Below are 25381 nucleotides of genomic sequence, written 5' to 3' on the forward strand. Positions count from 1 at the left end.
GTGGATGTTGCGCTGCACCTAATTAAAGGATCGCAGCCGGCTCAAGATCGTTCAGAAAAACGCCTGGATACCCGTCTGCGCCCGTCCCAGGATCAGTGCATGCACGTCATGCGTGCCCTCATAAGTATTCACCGTCTCCAAATTCTGCGCGTGGCGCATCACGTGGTAGCCGATCTGGATGCCGTTGCCGCCATGCATGTCGCGGGCCTGGCGGGCGATGTCGAGCGCCTTGCCGCAATTGTTGCGCTTGACGATCGAGATCATCTCCGGCGCCATCTTGCCTTCGTCCATCAGCCGGCCGACGCGCAACGAGCCCTGCAGGCCGAGCGCGATCTCGGTCTGCATGTCGGCGAGCTTCTTCTGGAACAGCTGTGTGCCGGCGAGCGGCTTGCCGAACTGCTTGCGGTCGAGGCCATATTGCCGGGCCCGATGCCAGCAATCCTCGGCCGCGCCCATCGCGCCCCAGGAGATGCCGTAACGCGCGCGGTTAAGACAGCCGAACGGACCGGCAAGGCCCTTGGCGTTGGGCAGCAGCGCCTCTGCGCCGACCTCCACGCCTTCCATCACCACCTCGCCGGTAATCGAGGCGCGCAGTGAGAGCTTGCCGCCGATCTTCGGCGCCGAAAGCCCCTTCATGCCTTTTTCCAGCACGAAGCCGCGGATCTCGTCCTTGCCGTTTTCGCCCTTCAACTTTGCCCAGACGACGAACACGTCGGCGATCGGCGCGTTGGAAATCCACATCTTGGAACCGAAAAGCCTATAACCGTTCGCCGTCTTCTCGGCGCGCGTCTTCATGCCGCCCGGATCGGAGCCGGCATCCGGCTCGGTGAGGCCGAAGCAGCCGATCCATTCGCCCGAGGCGAGCTTCGGCAGATATTTCTTGCGCTGCTCTTCCGAGCCGTAGGCATGTATCGGATACATGACCAGCGACGACTGCACGCTCATCATCGAGCGATAGCCGGAATCGATGCGCTCGACTTCGCGCGCCACCAGGCCATAGGTCACGTATCCGGCGCCGAGCCCGCCATATTCCTCCGGAATGGTGATACCGAGCAGGCCCGCCTCACCCATCTCGCGGAAGATCGACGGATCGGTCTTCTCGTCGGCATAGGCTTCCTCGATGCGCGGTGCCAGCTTGTCGGCAGCAAAAGCCGCCGCGCCGTCGCGCACCATGCGCTCATCCTCGGAAAGCTGGTCCTCGATCAGGAAAGGATCGTTCCAGACGAACGCGTTCTTCTCGGCGGCCATGACATTGGACTCCCGGCAAATTCTTGAAGTGCCCGGCTTATCGGCCTCCGCATGCGAAAAATCAAACAAAATTGCGTCACAGATCAATGAGCGTTAGTAATGGATCATGAACGTCCAGCGCCGTCTGTTACCGAATATCAGCGCCCTTGCCGCCTTCGACGCCGTGGCGCGCCTCGGCTCCTTCACCGCCGCTGCCCGCGAGCTCGATCTGACCCAGGGCGCCGTCAGCCGGCAGATCGGCCTTTTGGAAGAACAGTTCGGACGCCGGCTGTTCGAGCGCGACAGCCGCAATGTCCGGCTGTCGACGGCCGGCGAGATCTATGCCGAAGCGGTGCGCTCCGCGCTTGGCCAATTACGCGACGCCGCGCTCGGATTGATGAGCAATCGGCATAGTGGTGCTCTCAATCTTGCAATTCTACCGACCTTCGGCACGCGCTGGCTGATGCCGCTGATCCCGGATTTCGTCGCCCGGCACCCGGACGTTACCATCAACTTCGCCACCCGCATCGGGCGCTTCGACTTCGCCCGCGAACGGCTGGACGCCGCGATCCATCACGGCATGCCCGACTGGCCGGACGCCGACTGCACGTTGCTGATGCGCGAAACCGTGATGCCGGTGGTCTCGCCCGAATTCCTGGCCGCCCGCGCCATCGCCGCGCCGGCCGATATCAGCCGCCTGCCGCTTCTGCATATGGCAACGCGCCCCGGTGCCTGGAGTGAATGGTTCGAGCATCACGAGCTCGAGGCGCCGACCGGCCCCGGCATGCAGTTCGAGCAGTTCGGCACCGTCGCGCAGGCCTGCATGGCGGGGCTCGGCGTGGCGCTGCTGCCGGAAATCCTGATTGCCGGAGAATTGCAGCGCGGCCAGCTGGTGCCCGCCCCCGGCGAACCGATGCAGAGCCGCAGCGCCTATTATCTGGTCGTGCCGCACGACAAGCGAGGCCACCCGCCGGTAGCCAGTTTTCGCGACTGGCTGTTGGGTCAGATCGGCAAGGAGCCGGCTGTCCTGGCGTGGTAGTTACTTGCGCTTCATCGCCTCGGCGAGCGCCGCGCCAAACGCGCCCTGTGCCGGCCTTTCCGGCTGGCGCTGCAGCGCCGGCGAGCGCGGCGCGGGCTTGCCGCCGCCATTGTCACGCTGGCCACTGCGAGGCGCCCCCTCGCCGCCGTCCTTGCGCATCGACAGCCCGATGCGCTTGCGCTTGATGTCGACATCGACGACCCGTACCTTCACCACGTCGCCCGCCTTCACCACCTCATGTGCATCCTTGATAAAGCGGTCGGCTAGCTGCGAGACATGCACCAGCCCGTCCTGGTGCACGCCGATATCGACGAAAGCGCCGAAGGCGGCGACATTGGTGACGGTGCCTTCGAGCAGCATGCCTGGCTTCAGGTCCTTGATGTCGTCGATACCGTCGGCAAAGGTCGCCGTCTTGAAGCCGGGGCGCGGGTCGCGTCCGGGCTTTTCAAGCTCGGCGATGATGTCGCGCACCGTCGGCAGGCCGAAACGCTCGTCGACGAAGACGCGCGGGTCGAGCGCCTTGAGCGCGACGCTGTCGCCCATCAGCGCGCGCACGTCGCGCCCGCAGGCAGCGACTATTCTCTTCGCAACGCCATAGGCTTCCGGATGCACGGACGAGGCATCGAGCGGCTCGCTGCCATTGGCAATGCGCAGGAAGCCTGCGGATTGTTCGAAAGAGCGAGGTCCAAGGCGCGAGACCTTGAGCAGGTCCTTTCGACTGGCAAACGGCCCTGTCGCATCGCGATGCGCGACGATCGCTTCGGCAAGCGACGGCCCCAATCCTGAAACCCGCGCCAGCAGCGGCGCCGACGCCGTGTTGAGGTCTACGCCGACGGCATTGACCGCATCCTCGACCACCGCCTCCAGCGAGCGCCCGAGCCGATACTGGTCGACATCGTGCTGGTACTGCCCGACGCCGATCGATTTCGGCTCGATCTTGACCAGCTCGGCCAGCGGATCCTGCAGACGCCGCGCGATCGAGACCGCGCCACGCAACGAAACATCAAGGCCGGGGAATTCCGCCGCTGCCGTCGCGGAGGCGGAATAAACCGAGGCGCCTGCTTCGCTGACGATCACCTTGAGCGGCTTGGGACCTGAACCCACAGGCATATCGGACAGCATGTCGGCGACCAGCTTTTCGGTCTCGCGGCTGCCGGTGCCGTTGCCGATCGAAATCAGCTCCACCTTGTGCTGGCGGATAAGGGCAGCAAGTTCGGCCTGCGTGCCGCGCACGTCGTTTTTCGGCGGGAACGGATAGACGGTCGTCGTCGTCACCAGCTTGCCGGTGCCGTCGACGATCGCGACCTTGACGCCGGTGCGGATGCCGGGATCGAGCCCCATGGTCGGCCGCGAGCCGGCGGGTGCCGCAAGCAGCAAATCCTTCATGTTGCGGGCAAAGACGTGGATCGCCTCTTCCTCGGCCCGCTCACGCAGGTCGCGCATCAGATCGAGCGTCAGATGCAGCGACAGTTTTATGCGCCAGGTCCAGCCGGCGACCTCCATCAGCCAGCGGTCGCCCGGCAGGCTGGCGCCGATGGCATAGGCATTGGCGATCATGCGCTCGACCGGCTTGACCGGCGAGGTATCGCCCGCATCGACCTCGATGTCGAGCGACAGCACTTCCTCGTTGCGACCGCGCAGCATGGCCAGAGCACGGTGGCTTGGCACATTCGCCCAGCGCTCGACATGGTCGAAATAGTCGGAGAACTTCGCACCCGCCTCCTGCTTGCCGTCGACGACTTTGGCGCGCAGGAAAGCGCGTTCCTTCATATAGGCGCGCAGCTTGCCGACCAGGTCGGCATTTTCGGCGAACTGCTCCGACAGGATATCGCGCGCGCCTTCAAGCGCCGCCTTGGCGTCGGTCAGCTCTTCCGTGACATAAGCAAGCGCGAGCTCGGCCGGCACCGCCGACCGGTCGGCCAGGATTGCTTCGGCGAGCGGCCCGAGCCCGCGCTCCCTGGCGATCTCGGCCTTGGTGCGCCGCTTCGGCTTGTAGGGGAGATAGATATCCTCGAGCTCGGCCTTGGTGCTTGCGGCAGCGATCTTCGCCTCAAGTTCCCCGGTCAGCTTGCCCTGCTCGCGGATGGAGCCGAGAATCGTCTCGCGCCGCGCATCGAGTTCGCGCAGATAGGCGAGCCGCTCGGCAAGGTCGCGCAACTGCGTGTCGTCGAGCCCGCCGGTGACTTCCTTGCGGTAACGCGCCACGAACGGCACTGTCGCGCCCTCGTCGAGCAGGCCGATTGCCGCCGCGGCCTGCTCCGCCCGGGCGCCGATCTCGGCCGCGATGATTGCTGCTATGCGCTTGATGTCCGTTGCCATTCTGGTCCCTGCAGAAAAGAGCCGCGACCATAGGCCGGGATACCGGCCGCGCCAACCGCGCCGGCTTCATCCGGCGAGGAAGGTCCACAGGAAAGACGCCGAGGCCCGGCCGCCAGACTGGCTCAGACCATCGCGCTCAACGCCTCGAAGAACGCCACGATGTCCTCATCCAGCTTGTCGTCCACCGGCTCCGGCTGCGACGACATCTTGGCGATGACCACTTCCGTCTTCGGGTTGACGTAAAGCCACTGGCCGTGGATGCCGATGCCGCAGAAGGCACCGCTGTCGTGGCCGGTCTGGTACCATTTGTTGCGGTAACGCCCCTTCGGGAACAGGAATGCCATCGTGCCGCGCTGCCAGGCTTCATGGCTGCCGCCTGTGGCGACGGTGTCGCGTACCCAGGCTTCCGGGACGATGCGGCGGCCGTTCGCTATGCCGCCCTGGCGCATCATCTCGCCGATGCGGGCAAGGTCGCGCGGCGTCATCGACATGCCGCCGGCGGTGCGCGCCGTTCCTTCCATGTCGACCGTCACCGACATGTCGCTCGCGGCACCCAGCGGCAGCCACAGTTTTTCGCTGAGCAATTCACTGACGCGCTTGCCGGAGGCGCGCTCGACCAGGATGCCGAGCACATCCGAATTGGGCGAGCGGTAGCGATAGGTCTGCCCGTGCGGTTCGGCCAGGCGCGGGATCGTCATGAGGAACGCCGCGAGGCTTTCCGATCCGCCGCCGGGATTCCACAGCGTCGAGCGGCGGTAGCGGGCGAAGGCGCTCTCGGGATCGAGATAGGCTTCCTCGAAATCGAGACTGACCGTCATGTCGAGCACGTTGCGGACGCTCGCGTCGCCATAGGCCGAGCCCTTGGCCTCGGGGAGGTATTTTGTCACCGGCGCATTGGAGTCGAACAGCCCCTCGCCTTCCAGTATGCCGGTGAGGACCGCCGTCACCGACTTGCTGATCGAAAAGATGATGTGGCGGGCCCCGAAAGGCATATGCGGCGCCGACCAGTCGCCGACCGGCCTGCCGGCCTTCAGGATCGCCAGCCCGTCCGTATCGGAACGCTTCAAAAAGCTTCCGACGGTTTCCGTGCCGCCGGCCAACGAGATCTTCTCCTCGAGCAGCGCGCCCAGGGATTTCGCCTGCTCCTCGCCGCCAGGCGCCGCCGCGACATGCGCGCTCGGCACCAGTTCGCCGACATTCTGGAAAGACCATCGGTTGAACGGCGCCAGCCGCCAGGTATCGAGCCGCACATCCTTGCGAGCAAAGCCGTATTTGGTCTCGAACGCGGTCTTGCCGGTCACGGTGGTCTCCCAGGTCTTGTCGCGAGATTCAGGCGAGCGCCGCCGCAATGGCGTGCACGGCCTTTAGCGTCGCCACCGAATAAGCGACGTTGGTGAAATCCGGATAGGTCGAAAGCTTCACCACGACCATTCGCGTGGTCCAGTCGATATGGATTAGTTGCCCGAACACGCCGCGGCACATCAGCGAGCGTGAGCGCTGATCCTCGATCCAGAACTGGTTGCGGTAGCAGCCGTCCGGAAGGCTCGGGCTGAAGTTCGGCCCGTGCTTGCCGGTACGCGTCGCCTCGATCCACTCTGCCGGGATCACCCCGCCGCCATTGTCGAGGATCAATTGCCCGAAGCGGCCATAGTCGCGCAGCGTCGCGTTGAAGCCGCCATCGGCCAGCGCATAGCCGGCGCTGTCGAGGGTGAAAAAGGCGCTCTCGTCGGCGCCGAGCTTTTGCCAGAGTTCCTCGGAGACAAGCTGCGCCAGGCGCTTGCCGCTGACCCGTTCCATGATGAAGGCGAGCACGTCGGTCTCGATCGAGCGGTATTCGAAGGCCTCGCCATGCGGACGCACTCTGTCCTTCAGTCGCAGGATCAGCTCGAACAGATGCGACGGCCAAGGGAAATCAGGATCGCTGCCCGGCGGGATCGGTTTCCAGCCGGTGGCGACATCGACCTGGCCGATCTCGGAATAGCGATCGGTGTACTCCTCGGAGAAGCGCACGCCGGTCGTCATGTCGAGCACGTGCTGCACGGTGGCGCCGGCCCAACCGGTCTCGCCGAGTTCCGGAAGATAATCGGTCACCAGCTTGGCCGGATCGATCAGGCCGCGTCCGACCAGGATGCCGAACACCGATCCGGTAACCGACTTCGCCATCGATTGCGACAGATGCAACGTGCGCTCGTCCATGCCGTTGAAGTAGCGCTCATAGGCTATTCTGCCGTCCTTCAGCACCAGGAAGCCGTCGGCATAGGTTTCGTCGAGCAATCCGGCAAGCGTCGTCGGCGCTCCGCTGCTGTCGGCTACCGGCAGATCGTCGAGATCGGCCTCCGCCCGCTCGAGGCGATGACGATGGCCGCTGCCGCGCCACACCTCGACCGTCGGCAGGAATTCCCGGATGTGCTGGAAGGCCCATCGGTTCCAGGGTGGCCGGTCCCAATCGAGCTTCGGCGGCACCAGCTTCGGCGGCGCGCCCTGCATGATCGGCGGCCGCGGATCGGAGTTGCGGTAAGACGGCAAGATTTCCTCCTCAATGCATATCGCCCAAAACTGCGCGGCGGTTTCGGGAAGCGACATGCACGGAACCAGTCATAAGAAAGGGAGGCCGGAGCCTCCCCTCCTTTCATGTTGTCGCGCGGAATTATTTGCGCAGGTTGGTCCAGATCTTGTTGTAGATCTCCACCACGTCCGGCGGGCACGGCGGCACGAATTCCGGCGTCGGCGCGCCGGCCGGCGGATTGATTTCCGGCGAGTTGGCGAAATCGGCCGACAGGAACTTGTGGCTGCCGGCAATGCCGTTGTCGTAGCCGGCGAAGTCCGAGATCATCGCCGCGTTTTCCGGAGCCATGATGAAGTCCTGGAACAGCTTGGCGTTGTCGAGGTTCTTGGCGCCCTTCAGAACCGCGACATTGTCCATCCAGCCTTCGATGCCTTCCTTCGGATAGGCATATTTGATCGCCGGGATCTTCTGCCGCGAACGGTAGGTCGCGCCGTTCCACTGCTCGGTCACGATCACGTCGCCGGAGGTGATCTTGGTGATGGTGTCGTAGCTGAACGTCTTCCACGACGGCTTGGCGGCCATCAGTATGTCGTTGACCTTCTTCAGATTGGCCTTGTCGGCGCCGCAGCGCGGCACGCCGGCGTAACGCTCCGCCGCATGCATGACGGTGTTGACGTCGTCCAGCACGTTGATCTGGCCCTTGAGCTCGTCCGGCGGGTTGAACAGGATCGCCAGCGTGTCGATATCGCCCTTGAACTTGTCGGTGTTGACGGCGAATGTCGTCGTGCCGAATTGCCACGGCGCGGTGTAGTGGCGGCCAGAGTCCCAATAGATATTGACGAAGCGCGGATCGATGTTCTTGCCGTTCGGCATCGCATTGGGCTCGGTCTTTTCGAGCAGGCCCTCTTCGACCATGATCTTCACGGTGTAGTCGGACGGCACCACGATGTCGTAGCCGGAATTGCCGGCGCGCACCTTGGACAGCATGGTTTCGTTGGAATCGTAGTCGTCCAGCGTCACCTTGATGTTGTACTGCTTCTCGAATTTCTCGATCAGCTTCGGGTTGGTATAGTCACCCCAGTTGTAGATGTGCAGTTCGCCGTCGGCGAGCGCCGGTACGGCCCATAAGAGCACGGCCGTGGATACGGCCGCCATCAGTTTTCTGGACATTTTATGTTCTCCTTGCCTTCCCATTGTTGTGTTGGAGCTCTTGGTTATTTGGCGCGTCGGCGCGCGATCAGGAACGAGACCGAGACGAACAGGATCGACACCAGCAGCAGGATGGTGGAGATGGCGTTGATCTCAGGCGTCATCGGTCGCCGGATCTGGTTCCAGATATAGAGGGGCAGCGTCGTCTGGCCGGGGCCGGCAACGAGCTGCGTGATGGTGAAATCGTCGAAGGAGACGATGAAGGCCAGTGCGCCCCCCGACATGATGCCGGGAACCAAGAGCGGCAGCGTGATGCGCTTGAAGGCGTTCCACGGCGTCGCGTAAAGATCGGCCGCCGCGTATTCCAGCGTCAGGTCCATGTCCTCGAGCCGCGCCCTGATCGGCATGTAGGCGAAGGGGATGCAGAACACGGTGTGGGCGAGGATCAGATTGCCGATGCCGAAGTTCAGTCCGAGCGTGCCGGCGATCAGCGCGAAGAAGGAGAGCGTCGCCACCGCCGTGATGATCTCAGGCACCATCAGCGGCAGGTTGATGACCATGAAGGCCGCGGCAAGCCCGCGCCATGGCTTCACCCTTGTCATGCCGATCGCCGCCAGCGTCGCGCAGATGGTCGAGACGATCGTCGCGGTCACCGAGATGATCAGCGTGTTCTTCGCGGCGCTGTGGAACTCCTCATTGAGCAGCGCGCTGCCGTACCAGCTGAGCGTGACGCCTTCCCAATGCGTGACCAGCGAGCCGCTGTTCAGCGAGAAGATCATCAGGATCAGCACCGGCACATAGAGCACCAAAAGGCAGATGACGGCGATCGAGCGGAAACCCGGCTGATCCTTGATGTCCATGATGCGGGGCTCAGCCATGCTGCATCTTCCCCGACGTGTTGCGGACATAGAAGAAGAGCGCCACCAGCACGGCCGCCATCAGAATCAGAGCCTGCGCGCAGCCGAGCGGCCAGTTGCGTCCCGATCCGAATTGCTGCGCGATGAGATCGCCGATCATCAGGTGCACACCGCCGCCCAGGATCAGCGGCGTCACATAGGCGCCGAGCGCCGGGATGAAGACGAGCAGGCAGCCGGCGATGATCCCGGGCTTGGACAGCGGGATGATCACCCGCCACAGCACCTGCCGGCGCGTCGCGTAGAGGTCGTAAGCCGCTTCGACCAGCCGGAAGTCGAGTTTCTCCAGACTGGAATAGAGCGGCAGCACCATGAACGGCAGGAAGGCGTAGAGCAGGCCGAGCTGGATGGCGAAATTGGTGTAGAGCATGGTGATCGGCTTATCGATCACCCCCAATGCCATCAGCGCGTTGTTGATCAGGCCCTCGTCGCGGATGATGAACATGATCGCCAGGGTGCGGACCAGAAGGTTCGACCAGAAAGGAATGGTGATCAAGAGCACCCACCAGTTGCGTGCCGCCGGCGATCGCGTCGCCATGAAATAGGCGGTCGGAAAGCCGAGCAGCAGGCAGATCACCGTCGTCACCACGGCGAACAGGAAGGAGCGCAGGTAGATGATCAAAAAATCCGGCGTGAACTGCAGCGTGTCGTCGAAGATATCGCGCTGGAACAGGAAGTTCAGATAGGCATCAGTCGAGAACTGCCACTGCACACCGCCATAGGGAGCGGCGACAAGGAACGAGTAGACGCAGATGATGATCAGCGGCAGCACGCCGAAAATGCCGATGATGATCAGCGCCGGCAATGACAACAGCCGGTTGCGCTGTGCGCCGGCTTTCACCGCATGGGCCTCGAACAACGCGGCTTTGGAGATCGTGGTCGGGGAGAGCGTGGCTGTCGTCATCAGTCTTTCAGAACGCGCGCAGCGTCCTCCTCGAACTGGATGCCGACCTTGGCTCCGGTCTCGTAGGTCACCGCGCCCGAACGGCTGTTCTGATGACGCACAATGAAATCCTCACCGCCGCCGTCGAGCTTCACGTGATAATGTGTGTCGGTGCCGAAATAGACGATGTTGGAGAGCGTGCCGGCGATCGTGCCCTTGGCCGGATCAGGCACAAGATCGGCATGTTCGGGACGCACCACCAGCGTCACTTCTCCGGTCGGATCGAAGCCTTCCGGATAGCCCGCCGCGATCGTCGTATTGCTGGCGAACTTGACCGTCGCCACGCCGGCCTGCTTCGACACCACCGTGCCCGGCAGGAAGTTCGTTTCGCCGATGAAGTCGGCGACGAAGCGTTCGGCCGGCCGGTCGTAGATGTCGCGAGGCGTGCCGACCTGCAGGATCTTGCCGGCCGACATCACCGCGATGCGGTCGGACATGGTCAGCGCTTCTTCCTGGTCGTGGGTGACGAAGATGAAGGTGATGCCGGTTTCGTTCTGCAGCCGCTTCAATTCGATCTGCATTTCCTTGCGCAGCTTGTAATCCAGTGCCGAAAGCGGCTCGTCGAGCAAAAGCACCTTCGGCTGCGGCGCCAGCGCGCGGGCCAGCGCCACGCGCTGCTGCTGGCCGCCCGAGATCTGACTGGTGCGGCGCGCCTTCAACGCCTCCATCTTGACCAGCTTCAGCATCCGGGCGACGCGCGCTTCGATCTCCGCTTTCGGCTGGCCGAGCATTTCCAGCCCGAAGCCGATATTCTGCGCCACCGTCATATGCGGGAACAGCGCGTAGCTCTGGAAGACGGTATTGACCGGGCGTTTGTAAGGTGGCAGCGGCGCGATGTCCTGGCCGTGCAGCAGGATCTCGCCGGCGGTCGGAAAATCGAAGCCGGCAATCAATCTCAGCAGCGTCGTCTTTCCGCATCCGGACGGGCCGAGCAGTGTGAAAAACTCGTTCTCGCGGATCGACACCGACACTGTGTCGAGAGCGGCTACCTGGTTTTCGCCGGTTCCAAAAAACTTGCGAACACCGCGAACTTCGATCGCGTTCTTACCCGGTTGTTCCGGCACGATTACCCCATTGAGAGAGCCTGCTCTTGTCGGCAGGTGTGTTCCTGTTTGATTGTCACCATAAGCCGGGCGGCTTGGCAACTGCGCAGCTGCAACTCGACTTTTCAAGGCAATTCCCATGCCACACCTCAGGCTTGGTAGGTGATCTTTCCGCCACAGATGGTGGTCACCGGACGCACGGTGTGCAGCGCTTCCGGCGCCGTCGCCTCGATATCAGCCGACAAAACGACGATATCGGCGAGATACCCGGTTTTCAGGCGGCCCCTGCGATGCTCCATGAACTCCGCATAAGCGCCCTCGCCCGTGTAGCCCTCTATTGCCTCCTGCAACGAGAAGCTCTGGTCCGGCATGCCTTCTGCCCAAGGTTTGCGCATGACTGCCGCCTGGATGGACAGGATCGGATCGACCGGCGAGACCGGCCAGTCGGACGCGAACACCACGCGCGCGCCGGCGTTTTTCAGCGTACGCCAGGCATAGCTAAGTGGCCACTTGTCGCGGCCGATGCGCGAGATCGTCGGCTCCATTGGGAAGTTCAGCGCGCCCGGCGGATGCGCCGGCTGCATCGAGGCCAGCACGCCGAGCTCGGCGAAACGCGGCACGTCGGAGGCCGTGATCACCTCGATATGCTCGACGCGGTGCCGGCTGTCGCGCCGGCCGTTCTTCTCTAGCGCCGCCTGGTAGCCGTCGAGCACCGCCCGCACCGCGCCATCGCCGATCGAATGCACGGCGATCTGCAGGCCGCGCCTGTCGGCCTCGACCGCCACTTCGGCGAAATGCTCGCGTGAGAAAAGCGGCTCGCCGCGCCAGCCCGGACGGTCGGCGTAATCGTCGACCATCACCGCCGTCCAGGAATCCAGCACGCCGTCGTAAAAGACCTTGACCATGCCGGACGACAGCCACTCGGAATTGTAGGCCGCGGCCATCCGTGAGGCTTTTTCCAGCATCTCCAGCTTCATGAAGTTCTTGAAGTGGAACGGGATCTTGGTGCGGCAGATGAGCCGCCCTTCTTCTTCCAGCCCGGCGAGCAGCTCGAGCTGATAGAGGTTGCCGTCCATGTTCTGGATCGAGGTGATGCCGTGTTTGGCGCACCATTGCAGGCCGCGATGCATCAGATCTCGATCGGCCGCCAGCTCCTTGGCGGAAGGATACGGATTCGGCTCGGCACCCTCGAGGCCAAGCCGCGTCCGGTTTGCACCGTAATGGTCGAGGACCGGCCCGAAGGCCTCGCCCTCGCGCAACTCGCCGGCGGCAAGCCCGTCCTTGCCCATGACGATCTCATTGCCCTGTCCGACCTGCCTGCCATGCAGCAGGCCGGCCTCTTCCAGCGCCTTGGTATTCGCCCACATCGTGTGGTGGTCGGAAGCCGACATGGCGAAGGGCCGGTCGGGAATGATGCGGTCGAGATCGTGGCGCGTCACCGGCTCCGGCAGGATGGCGTAGTCGACGCCGGCGCCGACCAGAAGCCTGGCGTCCGGGCGCTTTGCGGCGAAATCCTGGATCGCGTCGCGCAACGCCTCGAAGCCATGCACGCCCGCCAGATGCAGATTGTCGAGCTCGGCCGCGCCGCCGAAGAGATGCATATGCGCCTCGATGAAGCCCGGCAGCACCGAGCCGCCCTGGGCATCGATGACGCGCGTGCCGGGGCCTTTGTAATCGCGCACGCTATCGCGATCTGCGATCGCAATTATCTTGTCGCCTTTGACGGCAATCGCTTGTGCGCGAGGGGTGTCCGGATCAATCGTCAATACACTGGCGTTCTCGACGATCAGATCGGCCGTTTGCGGCATCATTTTGTCCCCTTTGCGCCTAGGCTAGCAGAGTATTGGCGTCTGGCAAGCCGTCCCATGCTGGCCTCAGACAACAATTTGCGATGCCTCTTGGCGGCGCCGGAAACCTCTGCCACAAAGCTGTTCGAGACCCATCGAAACTTGAACCCGAAGAGCGAGCCAACTCCAAAAATGAAGACAGTTTTCTCTCCTCTCCACGCCGGCCATGCCGGGCAGATGGAACTGGTCACGTCGGCGATCGTGCCGGGTTTCGAGAAGCCGTCGCGGGCCGAATTCATCAAAGCGCGGGTGGAGAGCGAGAAGCTCGGGCCGATCATCGGGCCGGCCGAGCATGACCTCGCCGCCGCCAAGCGCGTGCATGAAGCCCACTACATCGATTTCCTGCCGACGGTCTGGCCGGAATGGGTCGCCGCCGGTTTCAAGGGCTCGGCCATGGGCTTCACCTGGCCGACGCGCGGCCTGCGCGGCGACGTGCCGCCGAAGCGCGTCGATGCCTTGCTCGGCTACTATTCCTTCGATGCCGGCGCCACCTTCGTCGAAGGCACCTGGGCAGCGATCAAGTCGTCCTACGACGTCGCGCTGACTGGGGCGGCCCTGGTCAAGGGCGGCGAGCGCACCGCCTTCGCGCTTTGCCGCCCGCCCGGCCATCACGCCGGCGCCGCCTTCATGGGCGGCTATTGCTTCATCAACAACGCCGCCGTCGTCGCGCAATGGTTCCGCGACCAGGGCGCCAGCCATGTCTCGATCCTCGATGTCGACTACCACCACGGCAACGGCACGCAGGAGATATTCTACCGCCGCGGCGACGTCCAGGTGCTCAACCTGCATGGCGATCCGATGGTCGAGTACCCCTTCTTCCTCGGCCATGCAGACGAGCGTGGCGAAGGCCAAGGCGAAGGTTTTAATATTAATTACCCGATGCCCTTCGGCACCAGTTGGGACGGCTGGAGCGCATCGCTTGAGGACGCCTGCGCCAGGCTTGCCGCTTACGCTCCCGACGTGGTCATCGTCTCGCTCGGCGTCGACACTTTCGAGAAGGATCCGATCAGCCAGTTCAAGCTGAAGAGCGGGGACTATCCGAAGATCGGCCGGCGCATCGCCAGGCTCGGTCTGCCGACGCTGTTCGTCATGGAAGGCGGCTACGCCGTCGAAGAGATCGGCATCAACGCCGTCGGCGTGTTGACGGGTTTCGAGGATCGCTGAAGCCGCGTCCGATTGAAGGACATATGCCCTCGGATGCAACCGGGGGCATATTTTTTGCGACCCCGCCGGGATCATCGGCTCAATTCGACTTTGAAATCACCATCAAGTAACGCCAAGGTCGGCCGCTGAGTCGCATCGCGAGTCCAATAGATTCGATTTTGTCAAATCGCGTTTGATGTCGGATTCATCTGCGGGTAGATTAGACCCGAATCAGCCGGTCCATGGGGGGCGCGGCGACCACCCAAAGTCTCAAGTTCCGGCGCCAGGCCGGCACCAGACGCGGAAGGTTTCGCGTTCCCTACAGGGATTCGGCGCGGTTGGGCGCCGTTCGCGCCTTTGAGTGTGTCTTCGTAAACGTGACGCGTTTCGGGTCCGGCCGCTGGCTTCGCCAGCACCGGGCACAAGGATCGATTCCGGCAAGAATCCAAGAAATACAAATGAGCAGTCCCGCCGCGCTTCTCCAACCCGATGCCTCAGGCTCGCGCCTGACGTCTCGTGGCGATCTCACCAGTTTCTTCATGCAGCTTGCCGCCGATATCGGCGCCGACAGCTACATGCTGGTGGCCATCGTGCATGACCAGGACCGCAACGATGCGCGCATCGTCTCCTCGAACTGGATCTTCGACGGCATCGAGCTGATCGGCAAAAGGCTGATTGCCAATCTGGCGCTGGGCCCTTTGACCGTGGCGCCAGGGGTGCGCCCAAGGCCATTGGTGGCGGCGCACGCGCCTGATGCCGGCGCATTGCTGACCGGCGAAGAGGCTCGCCTGCTCGACGTGCTCGGCCACGCTGAAATCTATTCGTTACGGTTGAATGTCGGCCGGCAGCGCCTGTTCGTGCTGTTCTCGGCCGCCGAGGCGGACAAGATCGACCTGACCGCCCTGATGAAGGCTCAGCTCAAATGCTGCTACGCGCTTTCCAGCATCCCGCAACTGATTGCGGCGGCGTCCATGCAGGACCCATTGTCGGACCGCGAGCGCGAATGCCTGTTCTGGGTTTCGGAAGGCAAGACCACCGATGAGGTGGCCGTCATCCTCGGCGTCTCGTCGAACACCGTCAACAGCTACATCACGCACGCCATCCAGAAGTTTGCGGCCAGCAACCGCGCGATGGCGATCGCGACGGCGATCAGGAGCGGCATCATTTGAAGCACGCACATGTCAGAGAGGCCGCGGCGGCCCTTTTCAACGATCAGCGCAATCCGTTCGGGGCCTTCTCGCTCGGCTCGGAGACCCATAACGCGGCCACCATTCCGGATGCCGTGCGCCGCTGCCGATGGATCGCCGTCGACATCAACGCCTCGGCCTTCGGCCTCTATTTCGTCAGCCCGTCGCCCGAGCGCGCGCGTCTCGTGGCATGTTTCGATTCCGATTATCCCGGCACGGCGGTCGCGACCAAATTCATCTCCGGCGCCAATGGCGAGGATGTGGTGCGCCACAGCCGCGTCTCGACGGCGCCGCACTGGTGGGCCGACGACGGCATCGCCGGATCGCGGCAGATCTTTCAGTCGCTCGCCTGGGCCGAGCCGATCGCGCCGCTGGCGCCGGGCACCAACGGCATCGCCTTTCCAGTGCATGCCGATCGCGGTCAATGCGGGCTGGTCGTCTTCCTGGGCTCGGAAATTACGTTGTGCGACGACTCGCTTTGCGAGATTCACGCCCGCTCTTTCGCGCTGTTCGCGGCGGTCGCCCGCATCCGCCCCGGCGACACCGGCAGGACGCGTTCGATTTCCAAGCGCGAGCTCGAATGCCTGAAGCTGACCGCCAACGGCAATACCAGCGAAGAGATCGCCAAGCTCCTCAAGCTCTCGGTACATACCGCCAACCAGTACCTCACCCAGTCGACCCAGAAGCTCAACGCGGTCAACCGCAACCAGGCCGTCGCCAAGGCGTTGCGGCTCGGCCTGATCGAATAACCCCGCCAAGCGCGCGGCGCCTTGTACGCGCTGCGGCGAGGTTTGGGGCGATTGCAATCAAGTCATCAGGGTAAGGCGAGCGGCTCGGTCCTGCGGATGCGCGCTCCGTCGATCGCGTCCTCGAGCAAGGCAGTGTTGTGCTCGGGCGTCTCGCCGGGTTTCTCGAACGACACGTAGTTGACCATCACGGACGCCTCGTGCTCGGTCAGCGTCAGTTGGAAATACACCGTCACGCCGCGCGGTCGCAGCTCGAGATCGAGCACGATGCGCGGGCTGCCGCCCCAGTCGACATGCGCCTCGCCGCCATGGCCGAGCCGCAGCGTGCCCGGCCGGAAGTAAAGCTCGGCGGCCGAGTCCACCAGGTCCGACAGGCAGGCGAAATGCTCGAGCCGGATGAAGGCGATGTAGTCGGCAACGTCGATGAGCCTCAGTTCGCCCACGACAGGCTCAATGGCGCTGGCGACGATCAGCTCGCGGGAGTTGGCGTGTGGTTGCCGGTCCATGGATTAGCGGCGTCCGTTCATTGGGTTGCTTTTCGCGAGGCCTTCTTCGAGTAGACGATCCGCACCAACTCGGCGACCGCTTGGTAGAATTGCGACGGGATCACGCTATCAACCGAAACTTGCTTGTACATGGAGCGCGCAAGCGCCACGTCCTCGAAGATCGGGATGTTGTTCTCCCTGGCGATCTCGCGGATCTTGAGCGCCACCAGATCCTGCCCCTTGGCCAGCACGATCGGAGCGGAATCCTCCTCGCGCACATATCTCAGCGCGATCGAATAGTGCGTCGGGTTGGCGATCACCAGCGTCGCCCGCGGCACCGCCGTCATCATGCGTTTGCGCGCCCGGTCGCGCGCCAGCGAACGTAGCCGCGACTTGACGATCGGATCGCCTTCCGACTGCTTCATCTCGTCCTTGACTTCCTGCTTGGTCATGCGCAGGTCGCGCCGCCAGTGGAAACGCGACCAGACGATGTCGACCACCGCGATCAGTCCCATGACGAAAACGATCGCCACCAGTATGTCGACGAAGATGCCGCGGATGACCATGCCGAACGACACCGGGTTGGTGATCATGCCGGCGAGCAGCTTGCGGTGATCTTCCGACAGCGTGAAGCTCAGCACCGCGATTGCGAAGCCGAGCTTGGCCAGCGACTTCAGGAATTCGACCCATCCCTGCGCGCCGAACATCCGGCTCCAGCCCTTGGCGATCGAGATGCGCGACAGCTGCGGCCTGATCCGTTCGCCGACGATTTGCGGCATGTTCTGGAAAATCGAGGCGCCGATGCCGGCAACCGTCAAAAGCACCAGCAGGCTGACGACGGCGCGGCCGATCTCGGTCATCACCTGCTTGTAGAGCGAGATGACGTCGGTCTCGGTATCCATCGGCCAGGCTTCCGGCTTTTCCAGGAACGTCGACAGGAACATGCCGAGATCGACAACCGCGTCCTTGGCGTAGAAGACGGCGAAAACCAGTATGGCGAGGAAGGAGGCAAAGATCGCGGTCTCACGCGAATGGGGCACCTTGCCCTGCTCGATCGTGTCGCGGATCTTCTTTTCTGTGGCTTCCTCTGTTTTGGAATCCTTGTCGACCGCTTCAGCCATGGCTCTCTGACCGGGTTGTTATCGTCAGGCGGCTTCGGCGGCGGCGGTCTGCGTCGAAGGCAGCTCGAAAGCCCCTTCGCGCGACAGCCGGATGGCGGCGACCGATATGCTCTTGCGCGCCGCCATGATGTCGGCAAGCGCAACGCCTTCCGATCCTTGTCCGAGTTCGGATTCGATCATGCGGCGAGAGCGCGCGCCGATCGCCGATAGCGCGGATTCGGCGAGTTCCGGCTCCGCGCCGCGCAGCGCCAGCGTGACGAGTTCGGTCGACAGTCCGTCGAACAGCAGAACCCTGGCCTTCTGCGGCAGCAGCGGCAGATCGTCGAAGGCGAACAGCCGCGACCTGACGCCGGCGAGATCGGGCGTGCCGGCTTCCTCCAGGTCCTGCATTAGGTCGTCCAGTTCCGGCTTCGCCATTTCGTTGAGCATGCTGGCGACGCGTTCCTGGCCGGCCGAGGTGTCCCTGCTGGCCTTCTGCGACAGCACGCTTACGCGCAGCTGGTTTTCGACGATCCGCGATGCCGAATCCGGGATGTTGGCTATCGTCACCATGCGCTTGATGATCTGGCTGCGCATCGGCTTCTCCATGGTGAGCAGCACATTGGCGGCCGTCTGCGGCACGAGCTTCGAAAGCACCATGGCCGACGTCTGCGGATGCTCGCCGGTCAGGAAGCTGCCGAGCCGTGCAGGTTCGAGTTTTTCGAGGTCCGGCCATATCGGCAGAGGTCCTTCCGCGACCGGTTCGAACTTCTTGTCGCCCATGATGGCGCTCATCTCCTCGGGCGACAGCGATTCGTTGAGGATCGTATCCATGCGGTCGGCTGAATCGAGCAGGCCCGCGCCCTCGGTGAACTCGGCTTCGAACTCGGCGACGATGCGCTCCAGGTCGGCCTGCGGAATGGTGCGCAGCAGACGCGCGCCCTCGATCAGCGCCTTCAGTTCATCCTGTTTGAAGAATTTGAGCAGCCGGCTGGCCGCGGGCTTGCCCATGGCCACCAGTATGGCCGCCGCCTTTTGCGGACGTGTTAGCGCCAGTGCCGTCGTCATGCGTGTTGCCCTCGCCGCCGATTGGTCCGCCCGCCGACCATCCTCAGGCGCTCTTCGTCGCCGCGATGATCTCGGTGAGCCTGATGCCGAAGCGCGTCGGATCGCTTTCCAGCACGGTGATCTCACCGCGCGCGATCTTGCGGCCGTTGACCACGACGTCGACGGGCTCGCCGATGCGGCGGTTGAGCGCGACGGTGGAACCCTTCTGCAGCGCCATCAACTCCGACACCGGCATCTCCGTGCTGCCGAGGATGATCTGCACGTCGACCGGAATGGCCATGATGATCGAGGAATTGGCGCCCGACTGAAGGGCGGCATTCGGCCGATTTTCCTCTTCCCTCAGCACGCCGCGCAGTTCCTCGATAGCGCGGTCGAGCTGTTCGTCGGGCTGGTCGGGTTCGGCTTCCTTGGTTTTTGCCATCTGTCGTCTCCATAAATCCCTGGCCTGGCGTCAGCCCGGCACCAGCCCGTCGATGAAATCCTGCCCGGCATCATGCGGGTGGCTGATCCGGACGGTGTAGTTCTGCCCCAGCTTGCCGAACTCGCAGACAAACAGGGTCTTGTCGCGGGTGCTGAGCCTGGCGTTGAGCTGGGCATTCTCCTCGAATTCGATCAACTGGCCGGGCTCGAACGCGGCGAGGTCGCCCAGCGTCAGCCTGGCGAGCGGCATCGTCGCCTCGATACGCACGGTCGAGCGCATCACCTCTTCGGAGAAGCGGGCCCGCCAGTCGAACTCCGTGGCCTTGCCATCCTCGCCTGCGGTGGCCGCGCCGCCGCGCGAGGTAAGCAGCAGGCGCTGCGGGATCATTACCGTGAGCGTGCCGCTGTCGGACGGCGTCGAAAGGCCATAGACGATGCGCACGGCGGCACCGTCGCGCAGCACGCGCCGCCTCGCCTCGTTGCCGGCCATCGCCTTCGGCACCGGCAGGCGCAGGTCGAGCGAGCGTTTGCCGGATCCGTTGAGCGCCGTCGCGACCTCTTGAAACACGGTGGTCGCGACATCGGCTTCGATCTGCGACAGGTCGCGCTCGATCGGCGCGACCGGCTGGTCGGGATCGCCGCCGAACAGCGCGCTCACCACGACGGCGACCGCCTGCGCATCCATCACCAGCGTCATGGCGTCGGCCGAGGCCGGCGACGAAACGATGCTCAGCGCGAAAGCCTCGCCGGCGAACGAGCGCGCCTCGGGAACGCGGCCGACCTCCACCGCTTGCAGATCGACCGCCACCGGCGCGCCGAGTTCGCCTGCAAGCGCCTTCTGCAATAGCGGCAGCGCCCGCTCGGCCATGCCGCGGCCGACGCCGATCACCTGCGCGGCCTCGCCGCTGTCGCCGACGAGACGCTCGATGATCAAGGCCCGGGTTTGCGAAGGGCTGCCCGGACTTGTCATGACGGCAAGCGGCCCTGTCTGAGATGCTGCATGCTCAGGCCGCCTTCTTCTCGGCGGCGCCAGCGTTCATGGTGCTCTGCTCGACGGCATCGATCGTCGGACGCTCGTAGGAAGATATGGTCTTGCGGCCGAACTCGATCGCCACCTGCGGCAGGGCGCCGTTCATATATGCAAGCAGCGTCTGCTTGACGATGATGTACAGGCGGTTCTTCTTTTCGCGCACCGTCTTGATCTTGGTGGCGACCGGACCGACCACGGCATAGGACAGGAAGATGCCGAGGAAAGTTCCGACGAGCGCCGCGCCGATCAGGCCTCCGAGGATTTCCGGCGACTGGTCCAGCGCACCCATCGCCTTCACCACGCCGAGCACGGCTGCCACGATGCCGAGCGCCGGCAGGCCGTCGCCGACCGCCACCATCGCGTGATAGGCCTTCATCTTGTCGGTGCGGATCGTCTGGATCTCTTCGTCCATCAGCGCCTCGATCTCGTGCGAGCGGGCATTGCCGATGATGATGATGCGGCAATAATCGCAGATGAAATGCGTCAGATCGTGGTTCTTCAGCACGGTCGGGAAAGCCTGGAAGATGGCCGACTCTTCCGGATTGTCGATATGCGCCTCGACTTCGCTGCGCGACTTCGAGCGCAGTTCGCGCATCAGGCTGTGCAGCACGCCCAGCGTCTCGAGGTAGTCGCGTTCCTTCGGCACCGCCTGCTTGAAGGCTTCGAGAATGCCCTTGCCGGTGTCCTTGACCGTCTTCATCGGATTGGCGACGAGGAAGGTGCCGAGCGCCGCGCCGCAGATGACGACGGCTTCCCATGGCTGCAGCAACACATGCAGATGGCCGCCCATGGCCATGAAGCCGCCGAGAACGCAGCCAAGCGTCACCACAAGTCCGATCAGAATGCCCAAGACAGGTCCTTCCGCATGTCACGTCTTGGATCAGGGATAGTCCCCGTGCCTTGTGTGAGGCTTGAATCGAAGGCAGCGGACGCGATTCAGTTTCGCGCAAGGAAGTGACGCTATTGTGCAGGGATAGCTTCGGCCGGAGGCGTGTCCTTGCTCAATACCTACACCAGCTATCAGTTGATTGCCAAAGACATCGACAAATCGATCACCCGCATCGAGCAACAGCCGACGGTCGATCGCGATACCCAATATTATCTGGCCAACATTACCAAGGTGAAATCGATCGACGATTTCGTCAATAACGACCGGCTGTTCAAATATGCCATGAAAGCCTACGGGCTGGAGAACATGGACTACGCCAAGGCCTTCATGGTCAAGGCGCTCAAGGAAGGCGTTTCCGACCCGGACAGTTTCGCCAACAAGCTGACCGACAAGCGCTATGCCCAGTTCGTCAGCGCCTTCAATTTCGCCGCCAACGGTGCCGATACGACCGTCTACAACAAGGCGCAGCAGCTGGTGACGAAGAATTATGCCACGCAGGCGCAGATCGCAGGGCTCGATCCGAACTCGGACTATGTGAAGGGTGAGACGACCTATTACCTGGCAAACATCACCAAGGTGAAGTCCGTCGACGACCTGATGGGCAACAGCCGGCTCTACACTTACGCGTTGGCCGCGTTCGGGCTCGATTCCGCCACCGAAGACAAGGATCTGATCAAGCAGGTCCTGCAAGGCGGCGTGCGCGACCCCAACAGTGTCGCCAACAAGCAGACCGATCCGGCCTATGCCGCGCTGGCCTCCGCCTTCAACTTCGAGCAGTACGCCGAAACCGCCACCACTATCAATCCGGCGCAGCAGCCGACCGTCGACAAGTACATGCGCCAGACATTGGAAGAGGACGCCGGCAAGACCAATGAAGGCGTGCGGCTGGCGCTTTATTTCCAGCGCAAGGCGCCGGACATCACCAGCTGGTACGACGTGCTGGCCGACACGGCACTTGCCAGCGTGGTGCGTTCCGCGCTCGGCCTGCCCGATTCCTTCGCCACGGCCGACATCGACAAGCAGGCGCAGTTGTTCGAGCAGAAGCTCGACATCTCGGACTTCACCGACCCGGAGAAGCTCAGCAAGTTCCTGACCCGCTTCACCAGCATGTACGAGATCAACCACCCGACCTCGACGGCCGTGACGTCGGTTAGCGTGCTCTTCGCGCAGCCGACCAGTGTCGGCATCTCCACAGATCTGATGATGGCCATGCAGCAGTTGAAGTTCTGAGAAGATCATGCAGGACAGTCTTTACGTCGCCCTTTCCTCGCAGATCGCGCTCGAGCGCCGTCTCGACACCATCGCCGACAACGTCGCCAACGCCTCGACCATCGGCTTTCGCGCCACCGGCGTGAAGTTCGAGGACGTCGTCTCCGGCACCGGACCCAAATCGGTCTCCTTCGCCTCCTCCGGCAAGACCTATCTTTCCAGCGCGCACGGCGCGCTGACCGAAACCGGCAACCCGTTCGACTTCGCCGTCCAGGGCGATGCCTGGTTCGCCATCGAGACGCCCGCCGGCACGGTGATGACGCGCGACGGCCGTTTCTCCATGAACGAGAACGGCGAACTGATGTCGATCGAAGGCTATCCGGTGCTGGACGGCGGCGGCGCGCCGATCCAGCTCGATCCGCGCAACGGCCCGCCCAAGGCAGGTGCGGACGGCTCGCTCAGGCAGAACGATCAGCTGGTCGGGGCCATCGGCCTCTACAATTTCGACCCCGGTGAGAATTTCGTCCGCTACGGCAATTCGGGCGTCGTTCCGGCGCGCACGCCCGAACCTGTCACCGATCGCTCGGATGTCGGCATCGCGCAGGGATTTCTGGAAGAGTCGAACGTCAACCCGGTGCTGGAAATGACCCGGCTGATCCAGGTTCAGCGCGCTTTCGAGAACACGGCGGCGCTGATGCGGCAGACCGATTCCTCCACCGACGACGCGATCAAGACGCTCGGCTCGAAGTGACGGCATGACGACCGGCTCGTCCCTGTTGCGCGCTTTCGAGGTCCCGGCGGATACCGGACGGACGGACCGATTGGCCGCGCTCGAACGCATCTGCCGGCGGTTCGACGATCCGCAGGCGCTGCTTTCACGCGGCGGCCGCGTCGCAGAGATATCGCCGACGCATTACAAGGTCCGAGGCCTGTCCGGAATTGCTAGGCTAGGCGACATCGTCGAACAGCGCGGCAAGGCCGGCACGCGACGCGGCGAGATCGTCAAGATCGGCAGCGACGAGGTGGTGGTCGCGCCCTTCGAACGCAGCGCCGATGCCGGCATTGGCGACGCCGTCTTTCGCCGTGGCCCGCTCGCGGTCACGCCGCATGTCTCCTGGCGCGGGCGCGCCATCGATGCCTTGACCCGCGTCATTGATGGCGGCCCGCCACTGATCAGACCAACCGCCACCGATGTCGCGCATGGCGCGACGCCCGGCGCGCTGTCGCGCCAGCGCGTCGGCACCGGCTTCCTCACCGGCGTCAGGGCGATAGACATCTTCACCCCGCTCTGCTTCGGCCAGCGGCTCGGCATCTTCGCCGGCTCCGGCGTCGGCAAGTCGACGCTGCTTGCAATGCTGGCCGGCGCCGAAGCCTTCGATACGGTGGTCGTGTCACTGATCGGGGAGCGCGGCCGCGAGGTGCGCGAATTCCTCGAGGACACGATCGGCGCCGAGAGCATGGCCAAGACCGTCGCCGTCGTCGCCACCAGCGACGAAAGCGCCATGATGCGCCGGCGCGCGCCCGACACCGCCATGTGCGTGGCCGAGCATTTCCGCGACCAGGGTCATCGCGTGCTCCTGGTGCTGGATTCCATCACCCGCTTTGCGCATGCGCTGCGTGAGGTTGCAACCGGAACCGGCGAGCCGCCGGTCGCACGCGGCTATCCGGCCTCGGTCTTCACCGACCTGCCGAAGCTGCTCGAACGCGCCGGACCGGGCGCCGAAGGCCCCGGGGTTAAAGGCAGGGGCTCCATTACTGCCATCATTTCCGTGCTGGTCGACGGCGACGACCACAATGATCCGGTTGCCGACTCGGTGCGCGGCATCCTCGACGGCCATGTCGTGCTCGACCGCGCGCTTGCCGAGCAGGGCCGCTATCCGCCGGTCAATCCGCTGTCGTCGATCTCGCGCCTTGCCGACAAGGCCTGGAGCGCGGAGCAGCGCATGCTGGTGACAAAGCTGAAATCGATGATCGCGCGCTTCGAGGATACGCGCGACATCCGTCTGCTGGGCGCTTACCAAAGCGGCGCCGATGCCGAGCTCGACATCGCGGTGCGCCAGGTGCCGCTGATTTACGAGGCGCTCAAGCAATCGCCGAGGGACCGCGCATCGGCCGATCCGTTCGCCGACCTCGCCCGCCATCTCAAGGGGAAGCTGAATGGCGATCAAGGAGACTGAGCTCCAATACACCGAGCGCATGTTGCGCGACATGCTTGCCGAGGCCGAGGCAGCGGAGAAGGCCGAGGCCGATGAAGCAAGAATTGCCAAGGACAAAGCCGCGCGCGCCAAGACGCAGAAGGCGACAACGCTTCTGAGCAGAGCCGACAGGCCGTATCCGCCGAGGGCATCCGCTGCCGAGACCGCCGATGTGGCACAGGCCAACCGCGATTCGTTGCTCGATGGGCTTTTTCCTCGCAACGAATGGCCGCAACCGCCGAAAGCCCAGTTCCCGCGCCTGGCCGACAAGAGTGCCGACCGCCGCAGTGATCTTGTCATCGCCGCGCTCGGCATCACGCTCGGCCTGATCTGCGCGTTGTTTCCCTGGTACATCTTCTTCAACCAGGAGCAGTTCGGCGTTCAGGCCATCAAGTTCGGCGGCAGCGGAAGCAATGCCGGACGCGCCTCCGGCGGCACGCAGTTGGTGAACTCCGGCACGGCTGACGCGCCCAAGACGGTTCCGGATCTCGACCTGTTCGCCACCGGCACGTTGCCGGACGAGCAGGAGGACCCCGACAAGGCGCCGGGGCTCGACCAGCAGCCCTTCCCCGCCGCATCGGAATTCAAGATGGTGCATGTCGCCAACGGCCGCGCCATGATCGAGGACGACACCGGTCTGTGGATCGTTCAGCGCGGCTCTGTCCTGCCGGATTCCAGCCGCGTCGCCTCGATCGAGCAGCGCGGCGGCAAGTGGGTGATCGTCACCAGCACCGACAAGCTGATCCAGCTCTCGAAGTAACGCGTAGACTGAATCCGTTTCATCGCGACGCGCTTTAAGGCCTGTTTACAGTCATCGGATTGCGAGGAAAGCGGTGACGAGATTAAGGAGTCCGGCGAAGCAAGCATCGGTCTTTTCGTAACGGGTTGCGATGCGTCGGAATGCCTTGAGATGGCAGAAGAA

At 63.7% G+C, this 25381-nt stretch carries 23 protein-coding genes; 8 read left to right on the forward strand and 15 right to left on the reverse strand.

Annotated elements, in window-relative coordinates; translation table 11 throughout:
- Nucleotides 1–51 precede the first annotated feature (51 nt).
- Nucleotides 52–1248 carry an acyl-CoA dehydrogenase gene (locus RFM68_RS28135; protein WP_320236273.1) on the reverse strand — a complete coding sequence of 399 codons (1197 nt, stop codon included), beginning with the start codon at nt 1246–1248 and terminating at the stop codon, nt 52–54.
- Nucleotides 1249–1354: 106 nt separating this feature from the next.
- Between RFM68_RS28135 and RFM68_RS28140 the strand changes: the two genes are divergently transcribed.
- Nucleotides 1355–2266: a LysR family transcriptional regulator gene (locus RFM68_RS28140; RefSeq protein ID WP_320236274.1), complete on the forward strand. Its 912-nt coding sequence runs from the start codon at nt 1355–1357 to the stop codon at nt 2264–2266.
- On the opposite strand, the gene RFM68_RS28145 is transcribed toward RFM68_RS28140, so the two are convergent.
- The 8 genes from RFM68_RS28145 to RFM68_RS28180 form a co-directional block, all read right to left on the reverse strand.
- Entirely contained in the window at nt 2267–4585 is a 2319-nt protein-coding gene (locus RFM68_RS28145) for a Tex family protein (RefSeq protein WP_320236275.1), read from the reverse strand. It abuts the gene before it with no gap.
- Nucleotides 4586–4707: 122 nt separating this feature from the next.
- Nucleotides 4708–5886: a serine hydrolase domain-containing protein gene (locus RFM68_RS28150; RefSeq protein ID WP_320236276.1), complete on the reverse strand. Its 1179-nt coding sequence runs from the start codon at nt 5884–5886 to the stop codon at nt 4708–4710.
- Nucleotides 5887–5914: 28 nt separating this feature from the next.
- Nucleotides 5915–7111 carry a serine hydrolase domain-containing protein gene (locus RFM68_RS28155; protein WP_320236277.1) on the reverse strand — a complete coding sequence of 399 codons (1197 nt, stop codon included), beginning with the start codon at nt 7109–7111 and terminating at the stop codon, nt 5915–5917.
- 121 nt (nt 7112–7232) lie between these two features.
- The gene (locus RFM68_RS28160) at nt 7233–8261 is read right to left on the reverse strand and encodes an extracellular solute-binding protein (protein WP_320236278.1); all 1029 of its coding nucleotides are present in this window, start codon (nt 8259–8261) and stop codon (nt 7233–7235) included.
- A 44-nt stretch (nt 8262–8305) separates the two neighbouring features.
- Nucleotides 8306–9118 (reverse strand): ABC transporter permease, encoded by an 813-nt coding sequence (locus RFM68_RS28165; RefSeq protein ID WP_320236279.1) that lies wholly within the window; start codon nt 9116–9118, stop codon nt 8306–8308.
- Nucleotides 9111–10058 carry an ABC transporter permease gene (locus RFM68_RS28170; RefSeq protein WP_320236280.1) on the reverse strand — a complete coding sequence of 316 codons (948 nt, stop codon included), beginning with the start codon at nt 10056–10058 and terminating at the stop codon, nt 9111–9113. The genes RFM68_RS28165 and RFM68_RS28170 overlap by 8 nt, the downstream gene beginning before the upstream one ends.
- On the reverse strand, nt 10058–11161 hold the full coding sequence (locus tag RFM68_RS28175) for an ABC transporter ATP-binding protein (RefSeq protein ID WP_320236281.1): 1104 nt from the start codon (nt 11159–11161) through the stop codon (nt 10058–10060). Before RFM68_RS28175 ends, RFM68_RS28170 begins: the two co-directional genes overlap by 1 nt.
- 128 nt (nt 11162–11289) lie before the next feature.
- The gene (locus RFM68_RS28180) at nt 11290–12948 is read right to left on the reverse strand and encodes an amidohydrolase (protein WP_320236300.1); all 1659 of its coding nucleotides are present in this window, start codon (nt 12946–12948) and stop codon (nt 11290–11292) included.
- Nucleotides 12949–13119: 171 nt separating this feature from the next.
- Here RFM68_RS28180 and RFM68_RS28185 point away from each other — a divergent pair, with 171 nt between their 5' ends.
- The 3 genes from RFM68_RS28185 to RFM68_RS28195 all read left to right on the forward strand — a co-directional run bounded on the left by RFM68_RS28185 (nt 13120) and on the right by RFM68_RS28195 (nt 16066).
- A complete protein-coding gene (locus RFM68_RS28185) occupies nt 13120–14151 on the forward strand; it encodes a histone deacetylase family protein (protein WP_320236282.1) in 1032 nt (343 codons plus the stop codon).
- 437 nt (nt 14152–14588) lie between these two features.
- On the forward strand, nt 14589–15299 hold the full coding sequence (locus tag RFM68_RS28190; RefSeq protein ID WP_320236283.1) for a helix-turn-helix transcriptional regulator: 711 nt from the start codon (nt 14589–14591) through the stop codon (nt 15297–15299).
- On the forward strand, nt 15296–16066 hold the full coding sequence (locus tag RFM68_RS28195) for a helix-turn-helix transcriptional regulator (RefSeq protein ID WP_320236284.1): 771 nt from the start codon (nt 15296–15298) through the stop codon (nt 16064–16066). The genes RFM68_RS28190 and RFM68_RS28195 overlap by 4 nt, the downstream gene beginning before the upstream one ends.
- Nucleotides 16067–16131: 65 nt before the next feature.
- Here RFM68_RS28195 and RFM68_RS28200 read toward each other — a convergent pair whose 3' ends face one another.
- The 6 genes from RFM68_RS28200 to motA all read right to left on the reverse strand — a co-directional run bounded on the left by RFM68_RS28200 (nt 16132) and on the right by motA (nt 21016).
- On the reverse strand, nt 16132–16569 hold the full coding sequence (locus RFM68_RS28200; protein ID WP_320236285.1) for a BspJ family T4SS effector nucleomodulin: 438 nt from the start codon (nt 16567–16569) through the stop codon (nt 16132–16134).
- Between the two features lie 17 nt (nt 16570–16586).
- Entirely contained in the window at nt 16587–17669 is a 1083-nt protein-coding gene (gene flhB / locus RFM68_RS28205; protein ID WP_320236286.1) for a flagellar biosynthesis protein FlhB, read from the reverse strand.
- 24 nt (nt 17670–17693) lie between these two features.
- On the reverse strand, nt 17694–18716 hold the full coding sequence (locus RFM68_RS28210) for a flagellar motor switch protein FliG (protein ID WP_320236287.1): 1023 nt from the start codon (nt 18714–18716) through the stop codon (nt 17694–17696).
- Nucleotides 18717–18759: 43 nt separating this feature from the next.
- A complete protein-coding gene (gene fliN / locus RFM68_RS28215) occupies nt 18760–19137 on the reverse strand; it encodes a flagellar motor switch protein FliN (RefSeq protein ID WP_320236288.1) in 378 nt (125 codons plus the stop codon).
- A gap of 30 nt (nt 19138–19167) precedes the next feature.
- A complete protein-coding gene (locus RFM68_RS28220; RefSeq protein WP_320236289.1) occupies nt 19168–20070 on the reverse strand; it encodes a FliM/FliN family flagellar motor switch protein in 903 nt (300 codons plus the stop codon).
- A gap of 70 nt (nt 20071–20140) precedes the next feature.
- On the reverse strand, nt 20141–21016 hold the full coding sequence (motA, locus tag RFM68_RS28225; protein WP_027165103.1) for a flagellar motor stator protein MotA: 876 nt from the start codon (nt 21014–21016) through the stop codon (nt 20141–20143).
- A 141-nt stretch (nt 21017–21157) separates the two neighbouring features.
- Between motA and RFM68_RS28230 the strand changes: the two genes are divergently transcribed.
- Genes RFM68_RS28230 through RFM68_RS28245 form a run of 4 tightly spaced genes read left to right on the forward strand, consistent with a single transcriptional unit; the run spans nt 21158 to nt 25219 of the window.
- Complete coding sequence (locus RFM68_RS28230) at nt 21158–22285, forward strand: DUF1217 domain-containing protein (protein ID WP_430694955.1); 1128 nt, start codon at nt 21158–21160, stop codon at nt 22283–22285.
- A 7-nt stretch (nt 22286–22292) separates the two neighbouring features.
- Nucleotides 22293–23015 carry a flagellar basal-body rod protein FlgF gene (flgF, locus tag RFM68_RS28235; RefSeq protein WP_320236291.1) on the forward strand — a complete coding sequence of 241 codons (723 nt, stop codon included), beginning with the start codon at nt 22293–22295 and terminating at the stop codon, nt 23013–23015.
- 4 nt (nt 23016–23019) lie between these two features.
- Nucleotides 23020–24441: a flagellar protein export ATPase FliI gene (gene fliI / locus RFM68_RS28240; protein ID WP_320236292.1), complete on the forward strand. Its 1422-nt coding sequence runs from the start codon at nt 23020–23022 to the stop codon at nt 24439–24441.
- Entirely contained in the window at nt 24422–25219 is a 798-nt protein-coding gene (locus RFM68_RS28245; protein WP_320236293.1) for a hypothetical protein, read from the forward strand. The genes fliI and RFM68_RS28245 overlap by 20 nt, the downstream gene beginning before the upstream one ends.
- Nucleotides 25220–25381: the final 162 nt, after the last annotated feature.

Origin of the sequence: Mesorhizobium montanum, assembly GCF_033977145.1 — a bacterium.
GTDB classification, from domain to species: Bacteria; Pseudomonadota; Alphaproteobacteria; order Rhizobiales; family Rhizobiaceae; genus Mesorhizobium; species Mesorhizobium montanum.

Excerpts from the sequence above, each read along its gene's own strand:
- RFM68_RS28135 (WP_320236273.1), bottom strand. The coding sequence starts at position 1,248 with ATGGCCGCCGAGAAGAACGCGTTCGTCTGGAACGATCCTTTCCTGATC.
- RFM68_RS28140 (WP_320236274.1), top strand. The coding sequence starts at position 1,355 with ATGAACGTCCAGCGCCGTCTGTTACCGAATATCAGCGCCCTTGCCGCC.
- RFM68_RS28145 (WP_320236275.1), bottom strand. The coding sequence starts at position 4,585 with ATGGCAACGGACATCAAGCGCATAGCAGCAATCATCGCGGCCGAGATC.
- RFM68_RS28160 (WP_320236278.1), bottom strand. The coding sequence starts at position 8,261 with ATGTCCAGAAAACTGATGGCGGCCGTATCCACGGCCGTGCTCTTATGG.
- RFM68_RS28165 (WP_320236279.1), bottom strand. The coding sequence starts at position 9,118 with ATGGCTGAGCCCCGCATCATGGACATCAAGGATCAGCCGGGTTTCCGC.
- RFM68_RS28170 (WP_320236280.1), bottom strand. The coding sequence starts at position 10,058 with ATGACGACAGCCACGCTCTCCCCGACCACGATCTCCAAAGCCGCGTTG.
- RFM68_RS28180 (WP_320236300.1), bottom strand. The coding sequence starts at position 12,948 with ATGCCGCAAACGGCCGATCTGATCGTCGAGAACGCCAGTGTATTGACG.
- RFM68_RS28185 (WP_320236282.1), top strand. The coding sequence starts at position 13,120 with ATGAAGACAGTTTTCTCTCCTCTCCACGCCGGCCATGCCGGGCAGATG.
- RFM68_RS28190 (WP_320236283.1), top strand. The coding sequence starts at position 14,589 with ATGAGCAGTCCCGCCGCGCTTCTCCAACCCGATGCCTCAGGCTCGCGC.
- RFM68_RS28200 (WP_320236285.1), bottom strand. The coding sequence starts at position 16,569 with ATGGACCGGCAACCACACGCCAACTCCCGCGAGCTGATCGTCGCCAGC.
- flhB (WP_320236286.1), bottom strand. The coding sequence starts at position 17,669 with ATGGCTGAAGCGGTCGACAAGGATTCCAAAACAGAGGAAGCCACAGAA.
- RFM68_RS28210 (WP_320236287.1), bottom strand. The coding sequence starts at position 18,716 with ATGACGACGGCACTGGCGCTAACACGTCCGCAAAAGGCGGCGGCCATA.
- fliN (WP_320236288.1), bottom strand. The coding sequence starts at position 19,137 with ATGGCAAAAACCAAGGAAGCCGAACCCGACCAGCCCGACGAACAGCTC.
- flgF (WP_320236291.1), top strand. The coding sequence starts at position 22,293 with ATGCAGGACAGTCTTTACGTCGCCCTTTCCTCGCAGATCGCGCTCGAG.
- fliI (WP_320236292.1), top strand. The coding sequence starts at position 23,020 with ATGACGACCGGCTCGTCCCTGTTGCGCGCTTTCGAGGTCCCGGCGGAT.
- RFM68_RS28245 (WP_320236293.1), top strand. The coding sequence starts at position 24,422 with ATGGCGATCAAGGAGACTGAGCTCCAATACACCGAGCGCATGTTGCGC.